Origin of the sequence: Streptomyces sp. NBC_01485 (assembly GCF_036227125.1) — a bacterium.
Taxonomy (GTDB): Bacteria; Actinomycetota; Actinomycetes; order Streptomycetales; family Streptomycetaceae; genus Streptomyces.
The window spans coordinates 7,315,408-7,340,105 of the sequence record NZ_CP109435.1; the positions used below are offsets into that span (position 1 = coordinate 7,315,408).

The 24,698-nt window shown below is 70.7% G+C and carries 13 protein-coding genes and 2 pseudogenes; 6 read left to right on the forward strand and 9 right to left on the reverse strand.

The features are described from left to right. Positions 1 to 347 precede the first annotated feature (347 nt). On the forward strand, positions 348 to 1,481 hold the full coding sequence (locus OG352_RS33145; protein ID WP_329222013.1) for a hypothetical protein: 1,134 nt from the start codon (positions 348 to 350) through the stop codon (positions 1,479 to 1,481). After that, a pseudogene (locus tag OG352_RS33150) lies at positions 1,482 to 1,604 on the forward strand (antibiotic acetyltransferase); the annotation flags it as partial. A 1-nt stretch (position 1,605) separates the two neighbouring features. Here OG352_RS33150 and OG352_RS33155 read toward each other — a convergent pair. After that, positions 1,606 to 2,943 carry a jacalin-like lectin gene (locus OG352_RS33155; protein WP_329222014.1) on the reverse strand — a complete coding sequence of 446 codons (1,338 nt, stop codon included), beginning with the start codon at positions 2,941 to 2,943 and terminating at the stop codon, positions 1,606 to 1,608. 144 nt (positions 2,944 to 3,087) lie between these two features. Beyond that, a complete protein-coding gene (locus OG352_RS33160; RefSeq protein WP_329222015.1) occupies positions 3,088 to 4,173 on the reverse strand; it encodes an endo-1,4-beta-xylanase in 1,086 nt (361 codons plus the stop codon). A 121-nt stretch (positions 4,174 to 4,294) separates the two neighbouring features. Between OG352_RS33160 and OG352_RS33165 the strand changes: the two are divergent. Next, a pseudogene (locus tag OG352_RS33165) lies at positions 4,295 to 4,879 on the forward strand (MFS transporter); the annotation flags it as partial. Positions 4,880 to 5,097: 218 nt separating this feature from the next. On the opposite strand, the gene OG352_RS33170 reads toward OG352_RS33165, so the two are convergent. The 6 genes from OG352_RS33170 to OG352_RS33195 all read right to left on the reverse strand — a co-directional run bounded on the left by OG352_RS33170 (position 5,098) and on the right by OG352_RS33195 (position 14,163). Then, the gene (locus OG352_RS33170; protein WP_329222017.1) at positions 5,098 to 7,995 is read right to left on the reverse strand and encodes a glycoside hydrolase family 2 TIM barrel-domain containing protein; all 2,898 of its coding nucleotides are present in this window, start codon (positions 7,993 to 7,995) and stop codon (positions 5,098 to 5,100) included. 26 nt (positions 7,996 to 8,021) lie between these two features. Continuing rightward, positions 8,022 to 8,894 (reverse strand): carbohydrate ABC transporter permease, encoded by an 873-nt coding sequence (locus OG352_RS33175; protein WP_329222018.1) that lies wholly within the window; start codon positions 8,892 to 8,894, stop codon positions 8,022 to 8,024. After that, positions 8,891 to 9,856 (reverse strand): carbohydrate ABC transporter permease, encoded by a 966-nt coding sequence (locus tag OG352_RS33180; protein WP_329222020.1) that lies wholly within the window; start codon positions 9,854 to 9,856, stop codon positions 8,891 to 8,893. Before OG352_RS33180 ends, OG352_RS33175 begins: the two co-directional genes overlap by 4 nt. A gap of 20 nt (positions 9,857 to 9,876) precedes the next feature. Further along, a complete protein-coding gene (locus OG352_RS33185) occupies positions 9,877 to 11,139 on the reverse strand; it encodes an ABC transporter substrate-binding protein (protein ID WP_329222021.1) in 1,263 nt (420 codons plus the stop codon). 324 nt (positions 11,140 to 11,463) lie between these two features. Further along, positions 11,464 to 12,717, reverse strand: coding sequence for an ROK family transcriptional regulator (locus tag OG352_RS33190; RefSeq protein WP_329222023.1), 1,254 nt, complete (start codon positions 12,715 to 12,717; stop codon positions 11,464 to 11,466). Positions 12,718 to 12,909: 192 nt separating this feature from the next. Then, on the reverse strand, positions 12,910 to 14,163 hold the full coding sequence (locus OG352_RS33195; protein ID WP_329222024.1) for an FAD-binding protein: 1,254 nt from the start codon (positions 14,161 to 14,163) through the stop codon (positions 12,910 to 12,912). A 136-nt stretch (positions 14,164 to 14,299) separates the two neighbouring features. Between OG352_RS33195 and OG352_RS33200 the strand changes: the two genes are divergently transcribed. The 3 genes from OG352_RS33200 (at position 14,300) to OG352_RS33210 (ending at position 21,240) form a co-directional block, all read left to right on the forward strand. After that, positions 14,300 to 15,628, forward strand: a complete 1,329-nt coding sequence (locus OG352_RS33200; protein ID WP_329222025.1) for a radical SAM protein — start codon at positions 14,300 to 14,302, stop codon at positions 15,626 to 15,628. Positions 15,629 to 15,877: 249 nt separating this feature from the next. Further along, on the forward strand, positions 15,878 to 17,374 hold the full coding sequence (locus tag OG352_RS33205) for a cellulose-binding domain-containing protein (protein WP_329222026.1): 1,497 nt from the start codon (positions 15,878 to 15,880) through the stop codon (positions 17,372 to 17,374). Between the two features lie 1,079 nt (positions 17,375 to 18,453). Next, entirely contained in the window at positions 18,454 to 21,240 is a 2,787-nt protein-coding gene (locus OG352_RS33210) for a helix-turn-helix transcriptional regulator (RefSeq protein WP_329222028.1), read from the forward strand. A 90-nt stretch (positions 21,241 to 21,330) separates the two neighbouring features. Here the strand turns inward: OG352_RS33210 and OG352_RS33215 are convergent, their stop codons facing one another. Further along, a complete protein-coding gene (locus OG352_RS33215; protein ID WP_329222030.1) occupies positions 21,331 to 24,387 on the reverse strand; it encodes a non-ribosomal peptide synthetase in 3,057 nt (1,018 codons plus the stop codon). Between the last annotated feature and the right edge of the window lie 311 nt (positions 24,388 to 24,698).

Below are 24,698 nucleotides of genomic sequence, written 5' to 3' on the forward strand. Positions count from 1 at the left end.
TCGCGCGGAGGACCGCCGGGTCCCGTACGGCCGATGGGCGATCGGGAGGGTCTGGTGGGTCTGGTGGGGCGGATGCCATCCCGCAGAACCCCAACCGTGGGTCGAATCCGTCGCCCGCGCCGCCGCGTCCGGCCCCGACTCCGGAGTGGTCCTCGGCCGAATGGCGGCCGGGTGATCCGGCCGAGACGGCGATTGCGGGATCGGGCGACGGTCAGGGCTGAACTGCACTGCACTGCGCTGCACCGCACCGCACCCGGCTGAGTCACGCCGGGCGTCGTATGTTCCCGAAATAGCCCGCAGCGCAACCCCGCAAGACAACTTCGCAGCACAGAAAGGCGCGCATACCCGTGGTTGACAGATCCCCTCAAGAGCCCGGAGACAGATCGTCCATATCCGATGAGGAATGGCGGGCGTTCGTCGAGGAGAGCGAGCGTGGGGCTGCCGCGTCCGCGCCGAAGGAGCCCTCGGCCCGGGCCCGTATGGTCACCGAGCGGTTGCGGGGCCAGGGTGAGCCCGAGGGGTGGCGGACCGGGCCCGCCTGGCGGGAGATGGACGGACGCGCTGGGCGGCGGCGGAAGATGTGGTCCGCTCTCGGAGTGGCCGTGGCGCTCGGTGTGGTAGTGCTGTCGATAAAGCCCTCGTTGTTGCCCGGTGACCCGCTCGGCATGGGGGAGCCGGAGGTCGCCGCCGTGTCGCCGCTGCCCGCCGAGACCGCCGCTCCGACCGGTGCGCCCGCCGCCGCACCCGAGCAGATTCCCACCCTCGACAGGCCGTTCGCCGGTTCCCCGGCCCTGAGTTGGGCCGACGGCGAGGCCGGTATCGTCCTGCCGGCCGCGACGGCCCTCGGGTCGGTTTCTAAGGAACGGGTCGCGCAGGCACTGGAGTTGACCAGGAAACTGCTGGTCGGTGCGAACCTCGACCCGAAGGTGCTGCGTGGCGAACGTCCCACCGTCGCGCTCTCGGTGCTCGACCCCAAGCAACCGGACGTCCTCGACGACCTGAACACCTCCCTCCGCACGCCGGACAAGGCGCATGACCCGCTGTCGCTGTTCAGCCGGTTCGACCCCGACGAGGTCCGGGTCGTGGGCGACGTGGTCAAGACGCGGGGGCGGGTGACCTTCAAGAAGGGCGAGTTCGCCGGCGTCGCCGTGCACGCCGACTACACCTTCGTCTATCCCGTCCGCCTCGCCGACGGCTCGTCCGAGGTCACCCGCACGATCGTGCGGCGCGTGATCGACGTCGAACTCTCCGACCCCGCGCACTACGACATCACGTCCGGACGACTGGTCCTCCGCGCCTACAACCGTGAACTCGGCAACTCGGCCTGTGACGTCTACGACGGTTTCCTGCACCCGCAGTTCATGACGGCCGCGCCCACGGGACCCGAGCCGACCGGCCCGACCGCGGATCCGTACGACCGCAGCAAGAACGTCGGTGAGGGCGACGAGTCCGACAGTTGTGGAACCGTCTCCCGCGTCTGAGTCCGGATCGGGCACCGCGCGATCATCAGCGCCGGGGCCGTGGTCACCGCCGACGTGCCCGACTACGGGATCGTCGGCGGCAACCCGGCCCCGAGGCTCAGCCGATCGGACTCGGGCGAGCGTCTCAGCCGATCGGCGCGTACAGCACGCCCAGCTTGTCCAGCTCGTCGCCCGCGCGGCCCGTGAAGCCGACGATCTGCCAGCCGGACGGGGCGGTGAACGTGGCCGTGTCGGTCGTCGCCGTGCCGGAGGACACCGTGCGGCCCTTGTCCGTCGTGAACGCCGCCGAGAAGATCCTTGTACGGCCGTCCTTCTGACCCTGCGTCACCTTCACCGAGGTGAGGTGCTCGCCCGTCGCCAGCGTCAGCGACGTCGCCGTGCCGCCCGTGCCGCCATGGGTGAGCGTCGTACCGCCGTCGTGGGTCAGCGCCACGGAGTCCAGACGGGCCCCGCCCCGCAGGGTCAGCGTGCGCGGAGCCGGGGTGGCCGGCAGGTCGTCCGCGTCGTTGAACGCCGTGCCGTGCGGGCCGCCGATGAAGTCACTCGCCCGCAGAGCCGAGTTGAGGGTGTAGGAGAAGTCGACCGTGTGCGGGAAGTGGTCCGAGAGGTTGCCGCCCGCGGAGTCCAGGAACGACGCCCACTCGTTGTTGTAGCGGGTCGCGTTGAGGGTCAGGAGCTTGCTGCCCCGGTAGAAGAACTTGTCCACGACCTCGCAGTCGTTCGTCGGCGCGGTCGTCGGGCACAGCAGCGCGTCCGCGCCCTGGGTGGGCCGCGTGCCGCCCTTCGCCAGCTTCACCCACGCGTCCGTGAGGCCGTTCTCGTCGGCGAGGGTGCGGATGTTGTCTCCGGCGCGGGTGTAGCGCGTGTTGGTGTCACCCATCACGAGCACCGCGTTGCCGGACGAGTTCGCCTGGATGAAGTCCGACAACTGCTCGACGTTGGCGCGTCGGGCGGCCATCGCGTCGTCCGTCGCGTCGGCGTTGGTGTGGACGTTGTACAGGTCCAGGAAGACGCCCTCGGCCAACCGGACCCGGGCCAGCGTGAAACCCTTCGGGGTAAGGCAGTTGGTGCCCGTGCAGGCGTTCCACCGCACCCGCTCGAAGTCCTGGAAGGCGTAGTCCGAGAGGGTGTTGAGGCCGTCGCCGATGGCCGCGCCGCCGCTCGTGGCGGTGCGGTACGGGTGGTTGTCGCCCGCGTAGAGCGCCGCGTGGTAGTTGAAGTCCTCCTCCACGTTGACGATGTCGTACGCCGCCAACCGCGGTGAGATCAGCGGGGTGTTGGTGGCCGGATGGCCGGAGCTCAGTCCCTCGGGCAGGCCCGCGACGTTGTACGTCAGGACGTTGAAGCTGCCGGACGCGGCGGCGGAGGAGGAGGCCGCCGCCTGGGCGGGTGTCGCGGCGGTCGCGGTGAGGCCGGTCAGGGCCAGGACGCCGGCGGCCAGGGTACCGATGACTCGTCTCATATGGGGGTGTCTCCGGTCGGGGAGGAGCAGAGGAGCAGGGGGAGAGTTGAACAAAGCTCAGATTGAGGCCGACCGGAGTGACGCACAAGGTCTGTTGAGGAAACAGTGAGTTCTGGAGAGAAAACGCTTACGGCGAATCCGGTGTCAGGCGCTCGGATCGAGGCCGTTCGACAGCCCGGTGTAGGCGGGCTTCGCCGCGTAGCTCTCGTTGTACGGCAGGGCCGCCCCGTACCCGTTGAACGTGCCCGGCACCCACGAGTACTTGTCGCTGACGCCCCACACGGTGATGCCGGCGCAGCGTGCCACGCCGAGGCAGTTCTCGCTCGCCGTCTTGTAGTCGGCGGACTGCTGGGCCAGTTCGGCCGAGGAGGCGGGCAGCGGGATGCGGACGTCCAGTTCCGTGATCGCCACCTCCAGGCCGAGGTCGGAGAACCGCTTCAGGTTCGCCTTCATCGAGGCCGGGAGCTTTCCGACCTCGAAGTGCGACTGGAAGCCGATCCCGTTCAACGGCGCTCCCTGCGCCAGGAGTTGCTGGGCCAGCGCGTACAGGGCGTCGCTCTTGGCGTTGTCCGCCTCGATGTTGTAGTCGTTGATGTACAGCTTCGCGGCGGGGTCGGCGGCGTGCGCCCAGCGCAGCGCGTCGGCGATGTAACCGGTGCCGAGCTTGTCCTGCCAGAGCGAACCGCGCATCGAACCGTTCTCGTTGAACGCCTCGTTGACCACGTCCCAGGCGTACACCTTGCCCTTGTAGCGCCCGACTTCGGTGTCGATGTGGCCCTTGAGGATGGTGTTCAGCTCGGTCGCGGAGAAGTTCCCGTTCTTCAGCCAGGACGGCAACTGCGCGTACCAGGCCAGGGTGTGACCGCGTACCCCCTGGCTGTGGGCGGCGGCATGGGCCACCAGCCGGTCCGCCGCCGCCCAGTTGAAGCTGCCCCGGCTCGGTTCGACGGCGTCCCACTTCATCGCGTTCTCCGCCGTCACCGAGTTGAACTCCCGGTCCAGGACGGCTGTGTACGACGCGTCGGAGGTCAGCGGGGTGTCGCCGACCGCCGCGCCGATCTTCACCCCACGCCCGTCGGCGAGGCCGCGCAGGGTGGTGGCGGCGGAGGCCTCCGGCGTGAGCTGCGGAAGCGCGACGGCCGCCGTGGCGACGAGTGCGCCCGCGACGGCGAGCGGGACGGGCCGCAGAACGCGACGGCGGCGACGGTGAGTTCCCGGTGTGCGGGGCACGGCTGCTCCTCAGGGGGGTGGGGGAGGATGCGGGTGCTTCGCCGGTGTGTCGCCGCCGCCGGACGCAGGGTTGCCGGGGACCTGGGAACTGCGCCGAGTGGGGGAGACGGGCGGGGGACGCGTGGCGTACGAGGCACGGAGCGGACGATCCCGACGACCACGGGACGTCACGTCCGGCGTCGGCCAACCCCTGTGGCGGCAGCGGGACTTCGGAGTCTTCTGGGCCGCGCAGACCCTGTCCTTCCTCGGCGACTCCTTCGCCCTGATCGCCCTGCCGCTGCTCGTCCTCCAGGTCACCGGCTCGCTCGCTCGCATGGGTCTGCTGACGGCGGTCGGCGGGGTGGCCTCGGTCGTGGCGGCGGTGTTCGCCGGGGCGGTCGTGGACCGGGTCGACAGACGCCGTCTCCTCATCGCCTGCGACCTCGTGCGCATGGTGCTGTACGGGCTGATCCCGCTGGTGTGGCTGGTCGGGCCGCAGGTCTGGCTGCTGTACACCGTCCTGCCGGTGTGCGAGGCCGTCGGCATGCTCTTCGCGGTCGGCTACGTCACCGTGGTCCGCGGCCTGGTCGGCACCGGGCAGCTCACCGAGGCCAACGGACGGCTCAACGCGACCGCCGCCGCGGCGGGAGTGCTCGGCCCGGTGTGCGCCGGCGCGCTCGCGGCCTGGGCCGGACCGGCCGCGGCGGTCGGCGTGGACGCGGGGAGCGCAGCGCGCCGGCGAAGCCGGGGCGGAGGACGGTGGTGTGGAAGGTGCGGGACAGACCGCGCACCTCGATGGCGTCGCTCGCTCGTTCGACCTCCGGTGAAGCGCGGCCGGCCGGCTGGGTAGCCGGCCGGCCGCGCGAGACGTCATCACCGTGTCGGAATGCCGATCACATGGTCAATCGATTAACCGGCTGACCGGCCCGGGGTGATCGACGCCGGTCAGCCGGTTGTCGTGAAGACGAACGAGAACGTGGCGGGTGCCACGTCGAGGTAGTACCGCGGGAGGGGGCCCGGGCCGCAGGACTGCGAACCGAGGCCGTGCTGACCGTGGTCGAGGTGGACCCACACCGTGTCCCCCGGCACCAGGTCGGTGCGGTGCCGGGCGGCGTCCAACTGTTCGCTGGTCCAGCGGCGGGCGCTGAACCAGAACTCCGGATCGCCCTCGACGCGCAGTCCGCCGAGCTCCGCCCAGCGGACGTCGGCGCGGGCTCCGTTCTCCTGCGGACGGACGTACGGCGTCTGCATACGGTCGACCGTCGACTGCCAGCGGCCGACGGTCGACGCCGTCCCGCTGTCCGGATACGCCTCCCCGGGACCCCCGCCGAACCAGGTCACCGCGTCGGTTCCGGCTCCGGGCAGTCCCAGGCGGACGCCGAGACGGGGCAGCGGGACCGGCCAGTCGCCCTCCGGTGTGACGGACACGGTCAGCTGTACACGGTCGCCGTCCGACGTCCACCTGTACACCGTCGACAGGCCGACCTCCGCGGCGGCCGGCGCCACCCGGGTCCGTACCGTCAGCGCCTCGTCGCCGACCTCCAGCGCGTCCAGACGGTGCCGCATACGGTGCAGGCCCAGCTTGCGCCAGAGCACGCCGTAGCGGGTGTCCGACTGCCAGGCCGCACCGTCGTCGTTGTCGGTGGTCGCCCGCCACACGTCCAGCCGCGGGCCGGTCACCGGCACCGCGCCGATGGCGCGCAGGGCGCCCGTGCGGGCGTCGAAGGAGGCCGGGCCCAGGGTGATCAGCCGTCCGTCGGCCACCGGTACCGCTGCCGCGGAGACGGCCGGCCGTGTCCGTGCCGCGACCGGCACCTGGCCCCAGGCCACCACATGGCCGGCGGGCGCCCACGGCGTGTCCTCGGCGAGCGCGGCCCGCACCGTCCAGCCCGTCTCCGTACCGGCCCGAGGGTCCGCCGGGGGCAGCGGCAGCTTCACGTCCGCCGACTCGCCCGCCCCGAGCGCGGGCACCGCGAGACCGCCCGACGCGACCGTCTCGCCGTCGGCCTCGAACGTCCAGGTGAACGCCAGCGCCGACAGGTCCGCGAAGTCCTGCTTGTTGGTGACGCGGACCGTGCCGTCGCCGGAGCTCTCGACGGCGACCGGTTCGATCACCTTCTTGAACTCGGTCAGGCCGGGGGAGGGGGTCCGGTCGGGGAAGACCAGTCCGTCGCAGACGAAGTTCCCGTCGTGCAGTTCCTCGCCGAAGTCGCCGCCGTAGGCGTAGCCCAGCTCCGGGTGCTCGATGCCGTGGTCGATCCACTCCCAGACGAAGGCGCCCTGGAGCCGGTCGTGCGCCTCGAAGAGCCGCTGGTAGTCGGCCAGTCCGCCGGGGCCGTTGCCCATGGCGTGGGCGTACTCGCAGAGGATGAAGGGCAGTTGGCGTCGTCCGAGGGTGCCGCCGTCCAGTGCCCGTCCGATCCGCTCGACCTCCTCGTGGGAGGCGTACATGCGCGAATAGACGTCTGTGTCACGGCAGTCGATGTCACCCTCGTAGTGCACGAGGCGTGAGGTGTCGCGGCCGTGGATCCACTCGGCCATCGCGGTCAGGCCGCGCCCGGTGCCGGCCTCGTTGCCGAGGGACCAGATGACGACCGACGGGTGGTTCTTGTCCCGTTCGACCATGCGGGCGGCGCGGTCGAGCAGGGCGGGTGTCCAGCGGTCGTCGTCGACGGGGTTGTCCCGCCAGTCCTGCTCGACGAAGCCGTGGGCCTCCAGGTCGCATTCGTCGATGACCCACAGCCCGTGCTCGTCGCACAGGTCGAGGAAGGCCGGGTGGGGCGGGTAGTGCGAGGTGCGGACGGCGTTGAGATTGTGCCGCTTCATCAGCAGCACGTCCTCGCGCATCGTCTCCAGGTCGAGGGCGCGGCCGGTCTCCGGGTGCCACTCGTGCCGGTTGACGCCCTTGAAGAGGATCGGCCGGCCGTTGACCCTGATCAGGCCGTCCGCCAGCTCGACGGTACGGAAACCGATGCGCAGGGGCACCCGCTCGCCCTCGGTGACGAGGAAGCCGTCGTACAGCTTCGGCGTCTCCGCCGTCCACGGCCGGACAGCCGTCGTCACCGCTTCTCCTGTGACGACATCGATGTCGAGAGCGGGCACGGACACCCGCCCGTCGACGTCGGAGTCGACGCGCAGGGTGCCCTCGCCCGTGACGTGGTCGTAGGAGGCGTGCACGAAGAAGTCGAGCGCGCTGCCCGCCGGGCGGTGCAGCAGGGTGACGTCACGGAAGATGCCCGGCAGCCACCACTGGTCCTGGTCCTCCAGGTAGGAGCCCGCCGACCACTGGTGGACGCGCACCGCCAGTACGTTGCCCTCGGTCTTCAGCAGACGGCCGACCGCGAACTCGTGCGCCAGCCGCGAGCCCTTGAACTCGCCGATCTCCGTGCCGTTCAGCCACACCCGGGCGCAGGACTCGACGCCGTCGAAGCGCAGCACGGCGTCCCCGGCGGCGGGCCAGTCCGGCGGGAGGTCGAAGACCCGCAGGTGGTCGCCGGTCGGGTTCTCGGTGGGGACGCGGGGCGGGTCCACCGGGAACGGGTAGAGGTGGTTGGTGTAGATCGGCGACCCGAAGGCGCCGTCGCCCTGGAGGACCCAGTGGCCGGGGACCGTGACCTCGGCCCAGTCCCCGGCGTCGTAGCCGTCCGCGGCGAACGAGTCGTCCTCGGCGTCCGCCGTCGCCGACAGACGGAAACTCCACCGTCCGTTCAGCGACAGGGACTTCGCGTCCGAGGACGCGTACCAGGCGCGGGGCGCGAGCGCCCCGCTGCCCGGTGACACGTCCTCGACGTAGTCGACGTCAGTGGTGCTGTCGCCGGCGTGGCCGGTGGTGCGGAAGGACATCTGTCTCCAGGTCGTGAGAGGAAGGGTCAGCCCTTGATGCCGGTCTGTGCGATCCCCTGCACCAGCCAGCGCTGGAGGAAGAGGAAGACGAACAACAGGGGCAGGATGGAAATCGCGGTGGCCATGAAGATCTGGTGGAACACGACGGTCTGCGCGGTGGTGTAGTTGGACAGCGCCACCTGGACCGTCCACGCGTTGGGGTCCTGGCCGATGACCAGCGGCCACAGGAAGGAGTTCCAGCCGCTGATGAAGGTGATCGTCGCGATCGCCGCGAAGAAGTTCAGCGAGTTGGGCACCACGACACGCCAGTACGCGCCCCAGTAACCGAGCCCGTCCACGCGTGCCGCCTCCTCCAGCTCCTTGGGGAACCCCAGGAAGTACTGCCGGAAGAGGAAGCAGGTGAAACCACTGAACAGGCCCGGGATGATGAGACCTCGGTAACTGTCCACCCAGCCGAGCGACGAGACCAGCACGAAACTGGGCACGAAGGTCACGGCGGTCGGGACCATCAGGGTGCCCAGGACGGCGTAGAAGATCTTGTTGGCGTGCTTGTACGGGATCCGGGCCAGGGCGTACCCCGCGAGCGAGCACACCAGCAGGACGCCGGTGGTGTGCAGGACGGCGACGACCGCGGAGTTCCACATCGACCGGGCGAACGGCACCGACGTGTCGTTCCAGACGTCGCCGATGTTGCTCCACTGGATGTTCGTGGGGAAGATCTTCCAGTGCTCTCCGGTGATCTCGACGTCGGTCGAGAGGGCGTTGCGGACGATCAGGTAGAACGGGATCAGGAAGAGGAACGCGGCCACGCTGGTGGCGATGTAGAGGCCGGCGCTGCTCATCACCCCGTGGTTGCGGCGGCGCCTGGTCTTGCCCGACTCGGGCGTTGTGGTGGTCACTTGGACTCCTCCCCCCTGCCGAAGCCCATGAACCTGCCCTGGAGCAGGGTGACGGCGCAGATCAGTACGGTCAGGATGACGGCCCCCGCGCTGCCGGCGCCGTAGTCCTGGTTCTCGCCCAGGGCGGTGTAGTACAGCTCGACGAGGGGCGGGCGGCCCCAGGTCGTCTTGGACAGCAGGTTGTAGAACTCGTCGAACGCCTGGTACGCGGCGACGAGCAGCAGGAGCACCACCGCGGTGGAGGTGGCCCGCAGTTGGGGCAGCGTGATGTACCGGAAGGTCTGCCAGCCCGGCTTGGCGCCGTCCAGCGCGGCGGCCTCGTACAGCTCGCCCGGGATGTTCTGGAGCGCGGCCAGGAACAGGATCATGTAGAAGCCGGACTGGAGCCACAGCCGGGCCGTGACGATGACCAGCCAGTACCAGGGCGGGTCGGGGTTGACCAGCCAGGCGACGTTCTCGATCCCGAACCAGTCGAGGACCGTGTTCGCGAGGCCGAAGCGGACCCCGTTGAAGATGGACATCTTCCAGATCAGCGCCGCGGCGACGTAGGAGCACGCGGTCGGCAGGAAGAACACCGAGCGGAAGAACGCCCGCATGAACCGCAGCCGGTTCACCAGCAGGGCGAGGCCCAGCGACAGTGCCCAGGTGGTGGGCACGATGAAGGCGGCGAACACGGTGAAGGTGCCGAGCGAGCCGACGAAGTCGGAGTTCGTCAGCATGTACGTGTAGTTGTCGAAGCCGATGAACTTGTCCGGCGTGACGGTGAAGCGCGCGTCGAAGAAGCTGAGCCAGATGCTCCAGCCGATCGGCGCGTAGACGAAGATCAGCAGCCCTACGAGGAACGGGCCGCAGAAGAGCCAGAAGTTGAAGGTGGCGCTGCCCCGCAGCCCCCGCCGCGGCTTGGCCGTGGAGGTCTTGGCCGGGGCGGGGCTCGCGAGGGCGGGTTCGGTGGTCGTCGACATGTCGTGGTCCGTCCGCCGGTCTATCCGAAGAGCTTCTTGAGCTCGCGGTTGACCGCGGTGTCGGCCTTGTCGAGGGAGGCCTCCGGGTCACCGTCCTTGCGGACGGAGTTGGCGAAGACGTCCTCCAGCGCGGTGATCATGGCCTGGGTCCAGCCGATGTTGTCGAAGTGCCCGAACTCGTTGAAGAGCCTGACGCCCTCGGCCGGCAGACCCGACTTGAGCTTGGTGGCGGACTGGGCGATCGAGGTGCGCGGCGGGATGTGGAAGCCGTAGGAAGTGGCCCACTCCTCCTGGTACTTCTTCTGCTCGATCCACAGCCACTTGACGTATTCCTTGGCCGCGTCGACGTTCTTGCCCTTGGCGTTGACGAACATCGACCAACCGCCGTTGGTGACCGACTGCTTGCCGGAGTCGACGGTCTTGGGGAACGGGAAGACGCCGATGTCGTCGCCGAGCACCTTCTGGAACTGCGGCATCGCCCACATACCGCAGAACTGGATCGCGCACAGGCCCTGGTTGAGCGCCGAGGGGTCCCAGTAGTCGGTCGGGGCGCCGAGGAGCAGGTCACCGCTGGTGAACAGCTTGCGCATCTTCTTGATGCCCTCGATGACACCGGGGGTGTGGTACGCGATCTGGTTCTTGTCGTCGAGGGTGTTCGCGCCCGCCGACCAGATCATCGGGTTGATGACCGCGTGCAGGTCGTTGCCGAGGTACAGGCCCTTGACCTTGCCGGTGGTGAGCTTGGCGGCGGCCTCGATCAGCTCGTCGAGGGTCTCCGGCACCTTCACGCCGGCCTTCTCCAGCAGCGACGGCCGGTAGAAGAAGAACTGCGGGTCGTCGATCATCCGGACGCCGTAGATCTTGCCGTCGACCGTGTGCGAGGCGATGTCGGCCGGGTTGAAGTCGGCCTTGACCGGGTCGACTATGTCGGTCAGGTCCGCCACCTGACCGCTCTTGACCATCTGGATCTGCGGGTGGAACTCGAACAGGTCGGGCGCGTTGTCGGTGAGCAGCGTCGCGAAGAGCTTGTTCTCGAAGTCGGCGGCGGTGATCCACTGCGTGGTCACGTTCGCGCCCTTGTACGCCTTCGCGTACCGCTTGATGGCCTGCTCGGTGCCCTCCTCGCCGTAGGCGTGGAAGTACTGGGTCAGGCTCGTGCCGGAACTGCCGCCTCCTCTGCCGGTGTTGCCGCCGCAGGCGGCGAGTGTCCCGGCCGCGGTCATGCCCGCCGCGGCCCGGAAGAGGGAACGGCGGGAGAAGGGGCTGTTGCTCATTGCCGACATGGATGACGTCCTTGTCTCGAAGTACGGCTACGGCTCTGGTGCATCGGCGTCAGGTGGCTCAATTCCTGTCGCGGAGCGGGACGTTAACCTTCGGCTAAGGCTTCGGCAAGGGGTTGGACGAAGTCTGTTCGAAGCGTTGTGATCGGTTCGGGATGGCGAACGGGAGGTGCGGAAGGGGCGGGAGGGGCGGCGCGGGCGCGCCTCAAGGAGGGGAGGCAGGGAGGGGAGGGGTGAGGGCCGCCGGTGTCAGGGCCGGCGGCCCTCGGTCATGGGGTGAGCCCCGGACGGCGATTCCCGGACGGCACTCGCCCCGGGGCCTGCACGTCACGAAGGCGGTGCCGTACGGCTCCTCGTGCGGGCGGGGGCGGTGCGTTTCGCGTTGCGCTGCCCGACGGACTGGAGCGCCCCTTCGAGTGCGAACGTCGCCGCCCCCAGACACGCCGGGTCGGTGGGGATGGGGGACAGGACGATCCGGTTGGCGGCCAGCGGCCGTTTCAGCGCGTGCCGGGCGACGGCCTCGCGCACCTCGGCGAGGAGGGGTTCGCCGAGCCGGGCCGCGACCCAACTGCTCAGCACGACCACCTCGGGATTGAGCACGTTGACCAGGTTGGCGATGCCGGCGCCGAGGTAACGGGCCGTGTCCCGCACGACCTTGACGGCGACCGGGTCGCCGGCGGCCACCCCGGCGGCCAGGGCGTCGATCGTGGCGGTCTGGTCCTCGGGGTGCAACAACGGGCTGCGCGGGCTGAGTTCCCGCAGGTTCTGCATGATGCCGGGCGCGCCGACGTACGTCTCCACGCAGCCGTGGTTGCCGCACCGGCACAGCCGGCCGTCGAGCACGAGCGTCGTGTGCCCCCACTCCCCGGCACTGTTGCTGACCCCCCGGTGCAGTGCGCCGCCCAGCACCAGTCCGGCGCCGACGCCGGTGCCGAGGTTGACCACCACGGCGTCCCCGTGCCCGCGCGCCGCCCCGAACCACAGCTCGGCGACCGCGCAGGCGCGCAGCGGATTGTCCAGGTACAGCGGATACGCGATGTGTTCGGAGAGCAGGTCGAGCAACGGCACGTCGTGCCAGTCCCAGTTGGGCGCGTACTCGGAGATGCCGGTGGCCCGGTCCACCTGCCCCGGCACGCTCACCCCGACGCCGAGCACCCGGGCGGCCTCGACCCCGGCCTGCGTGACCACCGAACCGGCGGCCACGGCGACGTGCCCGACGACCTGCTCCGGGCGGCTCTCGCCGGGCCGCATGTTCTCCTCGGCGCGGGCCAGCACGTTCAGCCCGAGGTCGAACAGCTCGACATGGACGTAGGTCTCCGCGATGTCCACGCCGATCAACGCGCCCCCCGACGCGTTGACGGCCACGAGGCCCCGGGGGCGGCCGCCCGCCGAGTCCTCGAACCCGACCTCCGTGATCATGCGGAGGTCGAGCAGTTCGCCGACGAGGGTGGCGACCGTGGCGAGCGAGAGACCGGTCGCCGCCGCGAGCTCCTGCCGGGAGGTGGGCGAGGCGGCGATGATCTGACGCAGCACCTCGTAGCGGTTCGCGGTGCGGATGTCACGTGATGTGCCGCGCTTCATGGAGCGTGCCCTCTCATCCCGTCCGCCATCCTTCCGCCCCTTTCCGCGCCGGGCGGGCCGTGCCGGAAGAGGCTGTGCCGGGCAGGCCGACAGTGCGACGGCACCGGCGCCGCGCCAGGCTATGGGGTGCCACACAGTTCGACAAGGGGTTAGGAAAGGGGGTTTATTAAGTCGGCGGACGGCGGCTGGAAGTCAGCCTTCCAGGACGTCCCGCACGAAGGCGTTGGTGAACTTCCCGGCCGGATCCAGCACCCGCGCCAGGGCCGTGAAGTCGTCGATCCGGGGGTAGCGCCCGCGCACCACAGCGGCCGGCACCTCGAACACCTTGCCCCAGTGCGGCCGCGGCTCGAAGGGCTCCAGCGCCGCTTCCACCGCCCGCACCACGGGCAGCACGGCCGCCGTGTCCTCGATCCAGGTGAAGTGGAACGCCACGGTGTCCCGCCCGTGGGAGGGGCTCAGCCACTGTTCGTCGGCGGCCACGGTCCGCACTTCGCAGATCTGCAGTACGGGGGCGACCGTCTGCCGGATCTTGTCGACCGCGTGCAGCGCCTCGACGGCGTGCCCGCGCGGCAGCAGATACTCGCTCTGCAGCTCGTTGCCGCTGCTCGGGGTGAACTCCGCCCGGAAGTGCGGCAGTCGCTCGTGCCACGGCCCCGGCACCCCGAGCTGCTCGGTGCAGTTGACCGCCGGCATCCCCGGCACCGGATGCAGCGCCTCGACGGCGGGCGTGGCCCAGGGGAAGCCGGCGAGGGGCTCGTCCGCGCGCCGCTTCAGCCACACCTGCCGAAAGCCCGGCGCACCCCAGTCGGTGAACAGGCTGACGCTGTACGCCGCCCCGGCCACGGCCTCGAAGTCCAGCCCGTCCAGGGGAAGTTCGGTGAACACGTACTGCTCGGCCTCGTAGCTGGGCTCCAGGTCGAGGACGAGCGCCGTGACGACGCCCAGGGCGCCCAGCGAGGTGACGGCCCCGCCGAACCGCCGGTCGCCGCGCCCGATGACGACGGTCGAGCCGTCGGCGGTGACGATCTCCACCTCCCGTACGGCGGCGGCGAGCGGACCGTTGCCGACGCCCGACCCGTGCGTACCGGTCGCCACCGACCCGGCGACCGAGATGTGCGGCAAGGAGGCCATGTTGGGCAGGGCGAGCCCGTGCTCGTGCACCCGGCGCGCCAGTTCCGCGTACCGGACCCCGCCCCCGACCCGCACCGTCCGCGCCGCCGTGTCGACCTCGACCTCACCGGCCGCACCGGCCAGGGCGCCCAGCGACAGCAGCACCCCGCCGACGCCCGGCTCGGCGATCTCGTTGAACGAGTGCCCGCTGCCCAGCACCCGCACCCGCCCGCTCCCCGCCACGAGCGAGCGGAGAGCGTCGAGGGAGTGCGGGCGGTGCAGCTCGCCGGCGGCGAAGGTGATGTTGCCGGCCCAGTTCGTAACGGTTTCGGTCATGCGGTGATCCTTCCCGACGAATCGGGAATCGGGAAGTCGCCGCCGGCGGCACGCGGAGCGGGGCCCCGGTACGGCGGCCGGGAGGGCGGGGGCATACCGTGAGGAATTCGTAGGCCTGAGCCGGGAGGAGCGACGGATGGGCAGCCGTACCGCGCTGGTCGAGGATCTGATGGAGCGGTTTCCGCATGTGCCGCGGGAGGCCGTCTTCAAGGAGGACCTGCTGCGCGGAGGTGTGGCCTTCGACCCCTCCGCCCTCAGCGACAACGAATCGGGGGAGGTCAAGCCGAAGTCGTACTTCATCTTCTCCTTCGACCACGGCACCCTGCCCGAACTCGGCGAGGCCGCGCTGCGCCGCCCGCCGGAGGAGATCATCCTCACCGGCGGACCGTACGGCCTGCGGCGGACCGTCGTGTCGGTGCGGGTGAACCCGTCCTCGCCGTACCGCGTCGCGGCGGACGACGAAGGCCTGCTCGGGCTCTACCTCGACGGGGCGCGCATCGCCGACGTCGGGGTGCCGCCGATGCCGGAGTACTACCGGCACAAGCTCTCCAACGGGAAGTCCGTCATGGAGGTCGCCCCCACCATCCAGTGGGGCTACCTGATCTACCTGACCGTCTTCCGGGTGTGCCAGTACTTCGGCGCCAAGGAGGAGTGCCAGTACTGCGACATCAACCACAACTGGCGCCAGCACAAGGCGGCGGGGCGGCCGTACACGGGCGTGAAGGACGTCGACGAGGTCCTGGAAGCCCTGGAGATCATCGACCGCTACGACACGGCGAAGGCCTCCACGGCCTACACCCTCACCGGTGGCGCCATCACCTCGAAGCTCCAGGGCCGTGACGAGGCCGACTTCTACGGCATGTACGCCAAGGCCATCGAGGAGCATTTCCCGGGCCGCTGGATCGGCAAGGTCGTCGCCCAGGCCCTGCCCCGCGACGACGTACAGCGCTTCAAGGACTACGGGGTGCAGATCTACCACCCCAACTACGAGGTGTGGGACGAGTACCTCTTCAAGATGTACTGCCCGGGCAAGGAGCGCTACGTAGGCCGCGACGAGTGGCACAAGCGGATCCTCGACTCGGCGGAGATCTTCGGCGCGCGCAACGTCATCCCCAACTTCGTCGCGGGCGTCGAGATGGCCGAGCCCTTCGGCTTCACGACCGTCGACGAGGCCATCGCCTCCACCACCGAGGGCCTGCGTTTCTTCATGTCGCAGGGCATCACGCCCCGCTTCACCACCTGGTGCCCGGAGCCCACGACCCCGCTCGGCAAGGCCAACCCGCAGGGCGCGCCGCTGGAGTACCACATCCGGCTGCTGGAGGCCTACCGCGCCACCATGGACGAGTTCGGGCTCGCCTCGCCGCCCGGCTACGGCCAGCCCGGACCCGGCCGCGCGGTGTTCTCCGTGAGCTCCTTCATGGACAGCCTCCCGGCTCAGGACGAGATGACCGGGGCGGCCGTGTAGTCCCCTGGTTTCATGGCATCGGCGTTGAGCAGATGGCGGCCGGCGTCCGTACTACAGACCGGAGTCACGGGCGCGGCCGCCCTGTGTTTTCCTGTCCCGATGCCCTGTCGTGCCGTCTTGACATGACATCTGAACAGGAAGCTTGTCAGTTGTGTTGGAAACGTGAAAAGCTCTGCCCCTGCCGCGAGGTTCCCCCCAACTCCATTGCCGTCGTGGTGAGTTGACCTCGCTTGTGGATGCAGGAGACCCATGCCCGACCTGCCGACCCCGAAGGACTCCGCCGAGGCCGCGCTGTTCTCCGAGTGCTGGGACGCCGTCCTGTCGTACGCCGACCTGTGCACGTCCGGCTCGACCGCTGCGAACCAACTGGCTCGTGAGGCGTTCGCGTTCGGCATACGCGAGGCCCGCGCCGGCGAGGACGACACCGCACGAGGTGCCGGCCGTCGCCCGTCCCGGCTGCCCCGGATCCCCCTGCTGCTGACCGCCGTACGCAGCACGGCGGCCGCCTGGGAGGCCCAGGGCCACGGCCATCGTCTCGACCCCGATCTGCGCCTGTGGCTGAACTCCGAGAAGGCCGCACGCTATGTCGGACCGCCCCTGAGCCGTCCCATCGCCCTGCGCGGCCTGCGTGACATGCAGGAACCGGACGCCGCCCTGCTGTGGCTGGCGGAGGTGGAGGCGCTGCCGCTGCGCGCCGTCATCCGCCGCCAGGGCCTGGACCCGACGGCCGCGGTGGAGGAACTGAACCAGGTCCGCGGCCTGTTCCGGGACCGCTGCCACCGCAACCATCTCGACACGCCGATGGACGCGGAGTGCCGCAGCTACGTCCGGCTCCTGGACGCCGTCACCCGTTCGCCCGCCGCCGACACCCCGCCCGACCTCTCCCGGCACCTCGCCACCTGCGTGGAGTGCGCGGAGGCCGCCGCCTGTCTGCGGCTGCACGGCGGCGGGCTGCCCGCGGCCCTCGTCCAGGGCGTGATCGGCTGGGGCGGCCTCGCCTACCTGGAACGCCGCCGCCGGGCCTCCGAGGTGCGCCTCGGCCCCGGCCGCCCCGACCTGCCGGACCCCGAGGGCGCGGCCGTACGGGCCGCCGCGAGCAAGGCGCGCGTGCGGCGCAACGCACTGCTCGTCGCCGCCGTCCTCGTCTCCGGGCTGGCGCTCGCGGTGTCGATGATGCCGGGCGACAGCGGTGGGAGCGTCGCCAAGAGCGGTCCCACGGACGGCAGTCCGGTGGCCGGACCCGGCCCCGTCCTGCCGTCCGCCGACCCCGGACCCGTCACCTCCGCCGCGCCGTCCTCGTCCGACCCGGCCCCGTCCGCCAGCGGTACGCCGTCCGCGGCGGGTCACGAGGACACCGGCAAGCCCGACCCGGAACCCCAGGGCACCTCCTCGGCCCCCGCGGGCGACGGCGGGAGCGGAAACGGCGACGCGCCGGCCTGCGAGGTCCGCTACGACCTCGTCAACCAGTGGCCGGACGGCTTCCAGGCGACCGTCACCGTCACCACGGCCGACGCGCTCGACGTCTGGCGGGTGGCCTGGTCCTTCCGTGACGGCCAGAGGGTCGACCAGATGTGGGACGCGAGCCTCGCCCAGAGCGGCTCCCGGGTCACCGCGACCGCCGCCGACTACAACAGGTCCGTCGCGGCGCACGGCACCCTCAGCTTCGGCTTCCTCGCCTCCTGGCATGACAAGAACACCGCCCCGTACGACTTCACCCTCAACGGGCAGGACTGCACCAGGTCTTGACGCGCGGCCGCCTCACGGGGCGGCGGCTCGCCTGGTCTTCCCACCGCTTCCGGTGTCGGTCTCGGCCTCAGCGCCGACACCGGCACCGTTTTGCTGTGCCGGCGCCGAGTCGGAGCACCACCGGTGCCTGCCCCCTGGGCGGTGCCTGCCCCCTGGGCGGTGCCTGCCCCCTGGGGTGGTCCGCACAGGAAGGTGACACTTCGGTGGGGGAGTGTCACCTTTCCGCAGCTCACCTACCGGGGACCCGGCGTGCCCGCGCACCGCTCGACCCTGAAGGCCCCCGAAGCCCGCTGAGGCGGCCGTGAGGGGCGTGGCGGCCGTGACGGCCCGAGAGGTGGCCGGCGACAGCGACCTGGCCCCTGCGGTGTTCCTGCGGTGCGACCTGCTGCGAATGGTTCGACGCGTTCACCGTGCACTCCCGCGTACTCCGCCATGGAGTAACCGAATTACCCGCGCCACAAACCTCAAGATGTGACGGCCGTCTCACCGGACTTGGAAATGCATCGCAGCGGCTTTGCGGGATACCCCGAGTTCTTTCCGGATTGGCATTCCAACGCGTCGGACCGCCGGAAGACGTTCGCGTACACATAACGCACACATGTCGGCAGGGAAAGTGTAGAGGCGATGAATGACCGCCATGCCCACCTGGTGACGCCACGGCTCCCGCCACAACTGTCTTTGCTGTGGAGGGGCGTTCGCGCCATCCGTGGACAGCTTCGCACATTGATGGCACGCAGCCGTACACGGGTGCCTTGTGAGGGGGATATGAAACTTTCACATCCCACCAATTGATGGCAACCCGGACTCCTCGCTCCTGAATCAGGGCCCGTCCACTACGCCTTTCGATATCCAATCCGGCTTCGAGATGGCCGGATGGTCAAGACTCCACAATGCTCCTTGTGCAGCGACCACGGCCGTCGTTAGCTTGATCGAGCCGGAGCCGGGTGAATTGACCAACTGTCCGCTCCTGCAGCTGTCGCGATAGCAATCAGCTGTCCGTTTGAGGTCCCGCACACCTTCACCGGTCCATCGACCGGTGTTCGGTGCACTCATTTCGCGGGGGAAGAGGTATCAGAGAAATGGTTCTGGCCGAACGCGAAGACGAACTCGGCTTCCTCACAAGTCTGCTGGACGAGGCCATCGAGGGCAGTGGCAAGTCGGCCTTGGTCAGCGGCGTCGTGGCCACCGGCAAGAGCGTGCTGCTGGACGTCTTCGCGCAGGCGGCCATCAACCGCGGCACGCTCGCGTTGACCGCGATCGCCTGCGTGGCGGAGCGGCAGGTCCCCATGGGCGTCATGAGCCAACTGCTGCTGCACGCGCCGCTGTCGCCGGCCGCCCGCCGGGAGGCGGACCGCCTGCTGGCCGTCGTACCGGAGCCGGACACCGGGCTCGACACCCTCACCGCGCACGCGATGAGCGCGATCCTGCTGGAACTGTCCGAGCAGCAGCCACTGGCGCTGATCGTGGACGACATCCATCTGACGGACGTCGCGTCGCAGTCGATCCTGTCCTACTTCGCCCGGCGCATCCGCGGAGCGCGCATCGCGACGGTGTTCTCGTACTCCGAACAGTCACCGCATCACAACCAGGAATGCGCGGCCGAGCTGCTGCGCCAGCCGCACTGCCACGGACTGGCCCTGCATCCGCTGACACCCGACGGGGTGGCCCGGCTGGCCGCCCGGCACCTGGGCCGCGAGGCTCCCGGAGCACTGGCGGAGCGCTGCCACCAACTGAGCAACGGCAACCCGCTGCTCGCGGAGGCCCTGATCGGCGACTACCTCGCCGTACGGCGAACACGCCCCGCTCCCGGCAACGACGAGCTGTTCGGCTCGGCGGACGCCTACGGGCAGGCGGTGCTGGAGTATCTGCGGCGCAGCGATCCGCAGACGGCGCGGGTGGCACAGGGCGTGGCGGTGCTGCGCAGTCGCGAGGGTGTCGCAAGGCTGCTGGGCATGTGTCCCACCGTCACCGATGCGCTGCTCGACGGCCTGCGGACCGCCGGACTGATCGACGGCGACGGCTTCCGCCACCCGGCGGCGGCCGGGGCGGTGCTGCTGGGCATGGATCCGACGGAACGGGTCAGGCTGCACCAGGCCGCCGCGGCCCAGGCGTACCACGAAGGCCGGTCGGCGTCGGAGGTGGCGGAACAACTGCTGATCGCGAGTGACTGCACCGCGCCCTGGGCGGTGGGGGTGCTGACGGAGGCGGCGCGGCTGGGCGTGTCCCAGGGGCGGCTGTCGTACGCGGTCGCCTGCCTGAAACTGGCGCGGCTGGGCTGCGCCGACGACCCGGTGGCCGCGGCCCGGCTGCAGGCGGCGCTGCTGCGGGCCGAGTGGCGGATCAACCCGAGCATCTGCTCGCCGTACCTCGCCGAACTCGTCGAGGCGAGCCATGCGGGCCACCTGTCGGGCGACGACACGGTCGGCGTGATCAAGGCGCTGCTGTGGAACGGCCGGTTCGCGGTCGCCCGCGACCTGCTGCTCCGGCTGGACGGGGCGGCCCGGGCCGCGGACCGGCCCTCGCCGTCCGCCCTGTGCGAGCTGCGGCTGATAATCCGGGACACCTATCCGGCGCTCGCCGACCTGGCCCCCGCCGCCGACGACGGGGCAGCCGATCGCGTCATGCAGCCGCTGACCTCGCAGCGCCGTCTCGACACCTTGCGCACGCTGAACGCCGTGATCTCCCAGGAAGGCGGCCGGCCCGCACTGGAGCGGGCCGAGCGGATCCTGCAGAACGCGCCGCTCCAGGAGACGGGCACCAGCACCATGCTCGCCGGGCTGATGACGCTGCTGTGCGGGGAGCGCGTGGTGCAGGCGGCGCAACTGTGCGACGCGTTGCTGGCCCAGTCCGCGGAGGGCGAGTCGAGGTGGCGGTACGCCCTCCTGTCGGCGGTGCGGGCCGAGATCAGCCTGCGTCAGGGCTCGCTGCTGGAGGCGGTCGAGCAGGCGCAGGAGGCGATGCGGGCCGTACCGACCGCGAGTTGGGGTGTCTCGCTGGCCGCCGTCCGGTCGACCATGGTGCTCGCGCTGACCTCGATGGGCCGGCACCGCGAGGCGTTGGCCCAGCTGAACATGCCGCTGCCGCCCGGCGTCTCACAGAGCCGGTTCGGCCTGACGTACCTTCAGGCCCGGGGCCGGGTCAGTCTGGCGACCGGGCATCTGGGCTCGGCGCTGGCCGACTTCGAGAACTGCGGGGAGCTGATGGTGCGGTGGAACATGGACGTTCCCAGCCTGGTCCCGTGGCGGGCCGAAGCGGCGGCCGTGCTGCTGGAGATGGGCGAGCACGGCCGGGCCCGCAAACTCGCCGAGGAGCAGTTGGCGCAGGCCGGCAGCCACGCGCCGCGGGCCGCGGGCAGCGCGCTGCGGGTACTCGCGTCGATGTCCGACCTGCGGCGCCGGTCGGAGATGCTGCGGCAGTCCGCCGACCTTCTGCAGGGCAGCGGCGACCGGTACGAACTGCTGCGCACCCTCGTGCAGTTGACCGAGACCCACCACACGCTCGGCGAGCTGCGCCGGGCCCGGATGGTGGGCCGCCGGGCGTGGAACATAGCCCGCGAGTGCCACGCCGAGCCGCTCGTGGACGCGCTGGCACTGGATCCGGTGCCGTCCGAATCCGCCGAGCCGACCGAGGCGGCCGAGCTCGTGCAGTTGCAGGCCGCGCCGACGGAGGCGGAGCTGCTGCTGAGCGACGCGGAACGGCGGGTGGCGGAGATGGCGGCACTCGGTTACACGAACCGGGAGATCTCCAACCGGCTGTACATCTCGGTCAGTACGGTGGAGCAGCATCTGACCAAGACGTACCGCAAGCTGAACGTGACCAGACGCTCGGACCTGCCGTCCCTGGTGATGGCCCCGACCGGAAGCTGAGCGGCACGGATCAACCGAGGGGGGCAACGCCGCGAGGCGCTGCCCCCCTCGGCTGCGGCAGGCACATCACCTGCCTGGCGGCCCGTCGGATCAGTCCTGGGCGGTCGCGCGTACGAGGGCTGCGACGTGCTCCAGCGTGGGCTCCCGCAGAATCTCCGGCAGACAGGCCATGAACGTCTTCTCGCGGCCGGGCTCGACGACGTCCCGGCACACCTGTGCGAGCACGGCGTAGAGGGTCAGCGAGTCGCCGCCGAGGCGGTGGAAGTTCTGGGCGGGAGTCAGCCGGGAGCGGTCCACCCCCAGGGCGAGCGCCCAGATGTCGGCGATCGCCGACTCCACGAGGTCCAGCACGGGCGCGTCGGGCCCGGCCTGCCCGGCGGCGGCGTCTCCGCCTTCGGCGTGCGGGTCCGGCAGCGCGCGTACGTCGATCTTGCCGGCGACGGTCAGCGGCAGTTCGGGCAGCACGGTCAGGGTGGCCGGCACCAGGTAGTCCGGCAGCCGCCGCACCAGGAACTCCCGCAACTCGTCCCCGCCGACCGGAGTTTGGGTCACCACGTACCCGGCGAGCGACTTGCCGGGCCCGCCCGGCAGGGCCCTGGCGACGACCACGGCCCGTGCCACGGCGGGGTGTTCCTCCAGCGCGCGGGCCGCCTCGGCGGGCTCGACGCGGTGGCCGGAGATCTTCACCTGGTCGTCGATCCGGCCGACGAACTCCAGCACGCCGCCCGCCGACACCCGGGCCAGGTCGCCCGTACGGTACGTCCGGCTGCCGTCGGCCAGCCGGACGAACCGCTCGCGGTCCAGGTCCGGGCGGCCCAGGTAGCCACGGGCCAACTGGGCACCGCCCAGGTACATTTCACCCACCTCGCCGGGCGCGACGAACCGCCGGTCCTGGTCCAGCAGGAACACGGTGTTGTTGTCCGTCGGCAGCCCGATCGGCACCGCCACGGCGTCCGCGTCCCGCTCCGGATCGTAGGTGTGCACCGTCAGGCCGATGGTGGCCTCGGTCGGCCCGTACAGGTTGATGATCCGGCAGTCGGGCCCGAACATCTCCTGGGCGCGGGCCGCCACCGGCACCCGCAACTGCTCGCCGACGACCACCACGGTACGGAAACCGGCCGGCGACAGCTCCAGACGGCCGATCAGGTCCAGATGCGCCGGGGTCAGCGACAGCGCATTCGCCCCGGACTCCTCCAACAGCTGCCGCAACGACAGGTGGTTGGGCTTGTCGCGCATGAGCACCACCGTGCCGCCGACCAGCAGCGGCAGGTAGACCGAGGTGCCGGTGACGTCGAAGGACGGCGAGGTGATCAGCGGCAGCCGGCTGTCGGCGTCGATCTCGAACTCGCGGGTGGCCCAGCCCACGTAGTTCAACAGGGCGCCGTGCTCGATCTGCACACCCTTGGGCTTGCCGGTCGAGCCGGAGGTGTAGATGACGTACGCCAGATCGTCCGGCCGCACCTCGGCGTCCCGGAACGCGGGTGCCTCGGGGTCCGCGGACTCCAACAGCTCCTCCAGGACGAGCGGTTCGCAGCCCGGCGGGCACCACTGCCGTTCCTGGTAGGGCCGTTGGACCAGGCAGAGCTTGGCGGTCGCGTCGGTGAGCAGGCCCGACAGCCGGGCGTCCGGGTGCTCGGCGTCCATCGGCAGATAGGCGGCGCCCGCCCGCAGCACCCCCCACAGCCCGGCCATCATCGCCGCGGACCGGTCCGCCAGCAGGCCGACCACACTGCCCCGGCCGATCCCACGGCGGCTCAGCTCCGCCGCGATCACATCGGCCCGGCGGCTGAGCTCGGCGTACGTCACATCGCCGGCGGAGCCGCTGAGGGCGACCCGGTCCGGGGTGCGCTCGGCCTGCTCGCGCAGGAGCCGCACCACCGAGGGGCCGATCGGCACCGGACGCTGTGTCATGTTGCCGGACCACTCACGGTGGGCCCGGGGTGACAGGGCCTCCTCGATACGGTCGAGCAGGGCCTCGGCGCGCTCGCCCGCCCCCGGGTTGTCCCACCAGCCGACGGTGATCTCGGTACGGCCGTCGGCGGTCACCACGTCGACCTCCGGGGGCGCCACCGGTCCGGGCGAGGCCAGCAGGTAGACCGAGGTCGCGGTGAAGCCGGGCGGGGAGAAGTCCGCGAGGTCGACGGCACCCAGGTCGGAGAGGATGGCGGTGGAGCCGTACAGCCCCTGGTCGGTGGTCTTGGCATCCGCGCCGCGCTCCAGCAGGCCCACCAGCCAGCGCGGCAGCTTGCGCAGAGCCGGGTCGGTGCGGGAGGCCAGTTCCTGCCGCTCGCTCAGCGCGGTCAGCAGCCGGGCCCCCACGTCCTCCCAGTGGTCGCCGTCCCGTACCTCCAGGGCGGCGCTCATCGTCACCGACGAGGTGGAACGGATACCGGGCACGTGCCGGCGGCCGTCGACCGGCACCATGAAGTACCCCTTGAGCGCCGGGTCCTGCTCGTCCGGCCCGGGACCGGCGTCCGACAGGGCGAGGGCAAGCTTGGCCGTCATGCCCGGGTGGCTGCCGTCGACCGTGCGTCTTCGCCACATCGGCTCGCGCCGCCCCTTGCCGAGCCGGCCCAGCGGCGACGGCCACTGGAGCACCGGCGCGGCGGCGACCGGCGGCAGGCCTTCGGGCAGTTCGCCGGCCAGCTTCGCCATGAGGTCGTCCTCGCCCAGCCGGTCGTCGGCCCCGACCAGCGGCACACCGGCCAGCGCGTGGAAGACCTCGGTCGCCCAGAGCAGCAGGCCCCGGCCGTCGATGCTGCCGTGGAAGCCCCGGAACACCACGGTGTCCCGCTCGCCGGTCAGCAGCAGCACCTCACAGGTGGCGCCGCCCGCCCCGGGCCGCAACTGCCGCCGCAGCAGCGGTGAGTCGAACCGGACACGGTCGTACGCCGTCCCGTCGCCGACGATCACCGCGGGGGCCCGGCCGCTGTCCCGCCACATTCCCTTGCGGTAGACCAGCCGGGTGCCGGGGCAGGCCCGGGACGCCTCGGCGACCGCGTCGGACAGGTCGCCGTGCGACAGCAGGCCGACGCCCTCGACGGCCAGTTGGACGACGGGGTACTGCTTGCGGGGAGAAGCCAGGAACCACCAGTCCACCGCCGCCACCGGGCGCTGGTACAGGTCTGGGCTGTGCTCGGACGACATGCGCGTCTCCTGGGAATGGGAGACACCGTCCACGCACCGGCCCGGACCGGACAACACGAATCCGGCGTTCACGGAGTGGCTTACGGTGCCTCGGATGTCTTCGTGCCCCGCTGTCCTCAGGGGTACGAAGTGGCCAGAGTGTACGCAGACCGCCACCGACCCGGTAAACCCTGCGCGGGCCGCTGTCTTCCGGCCCCGAACCCCTACCGGCCCCAGCCGCACGGCGTCGCCCGCGACCTGCTGTTAGGGGCCACGGACCACCCTTGGGGCATGCGGGGCCCGCTAGGGGTGTCGTCCCCCGATCGGCGGAA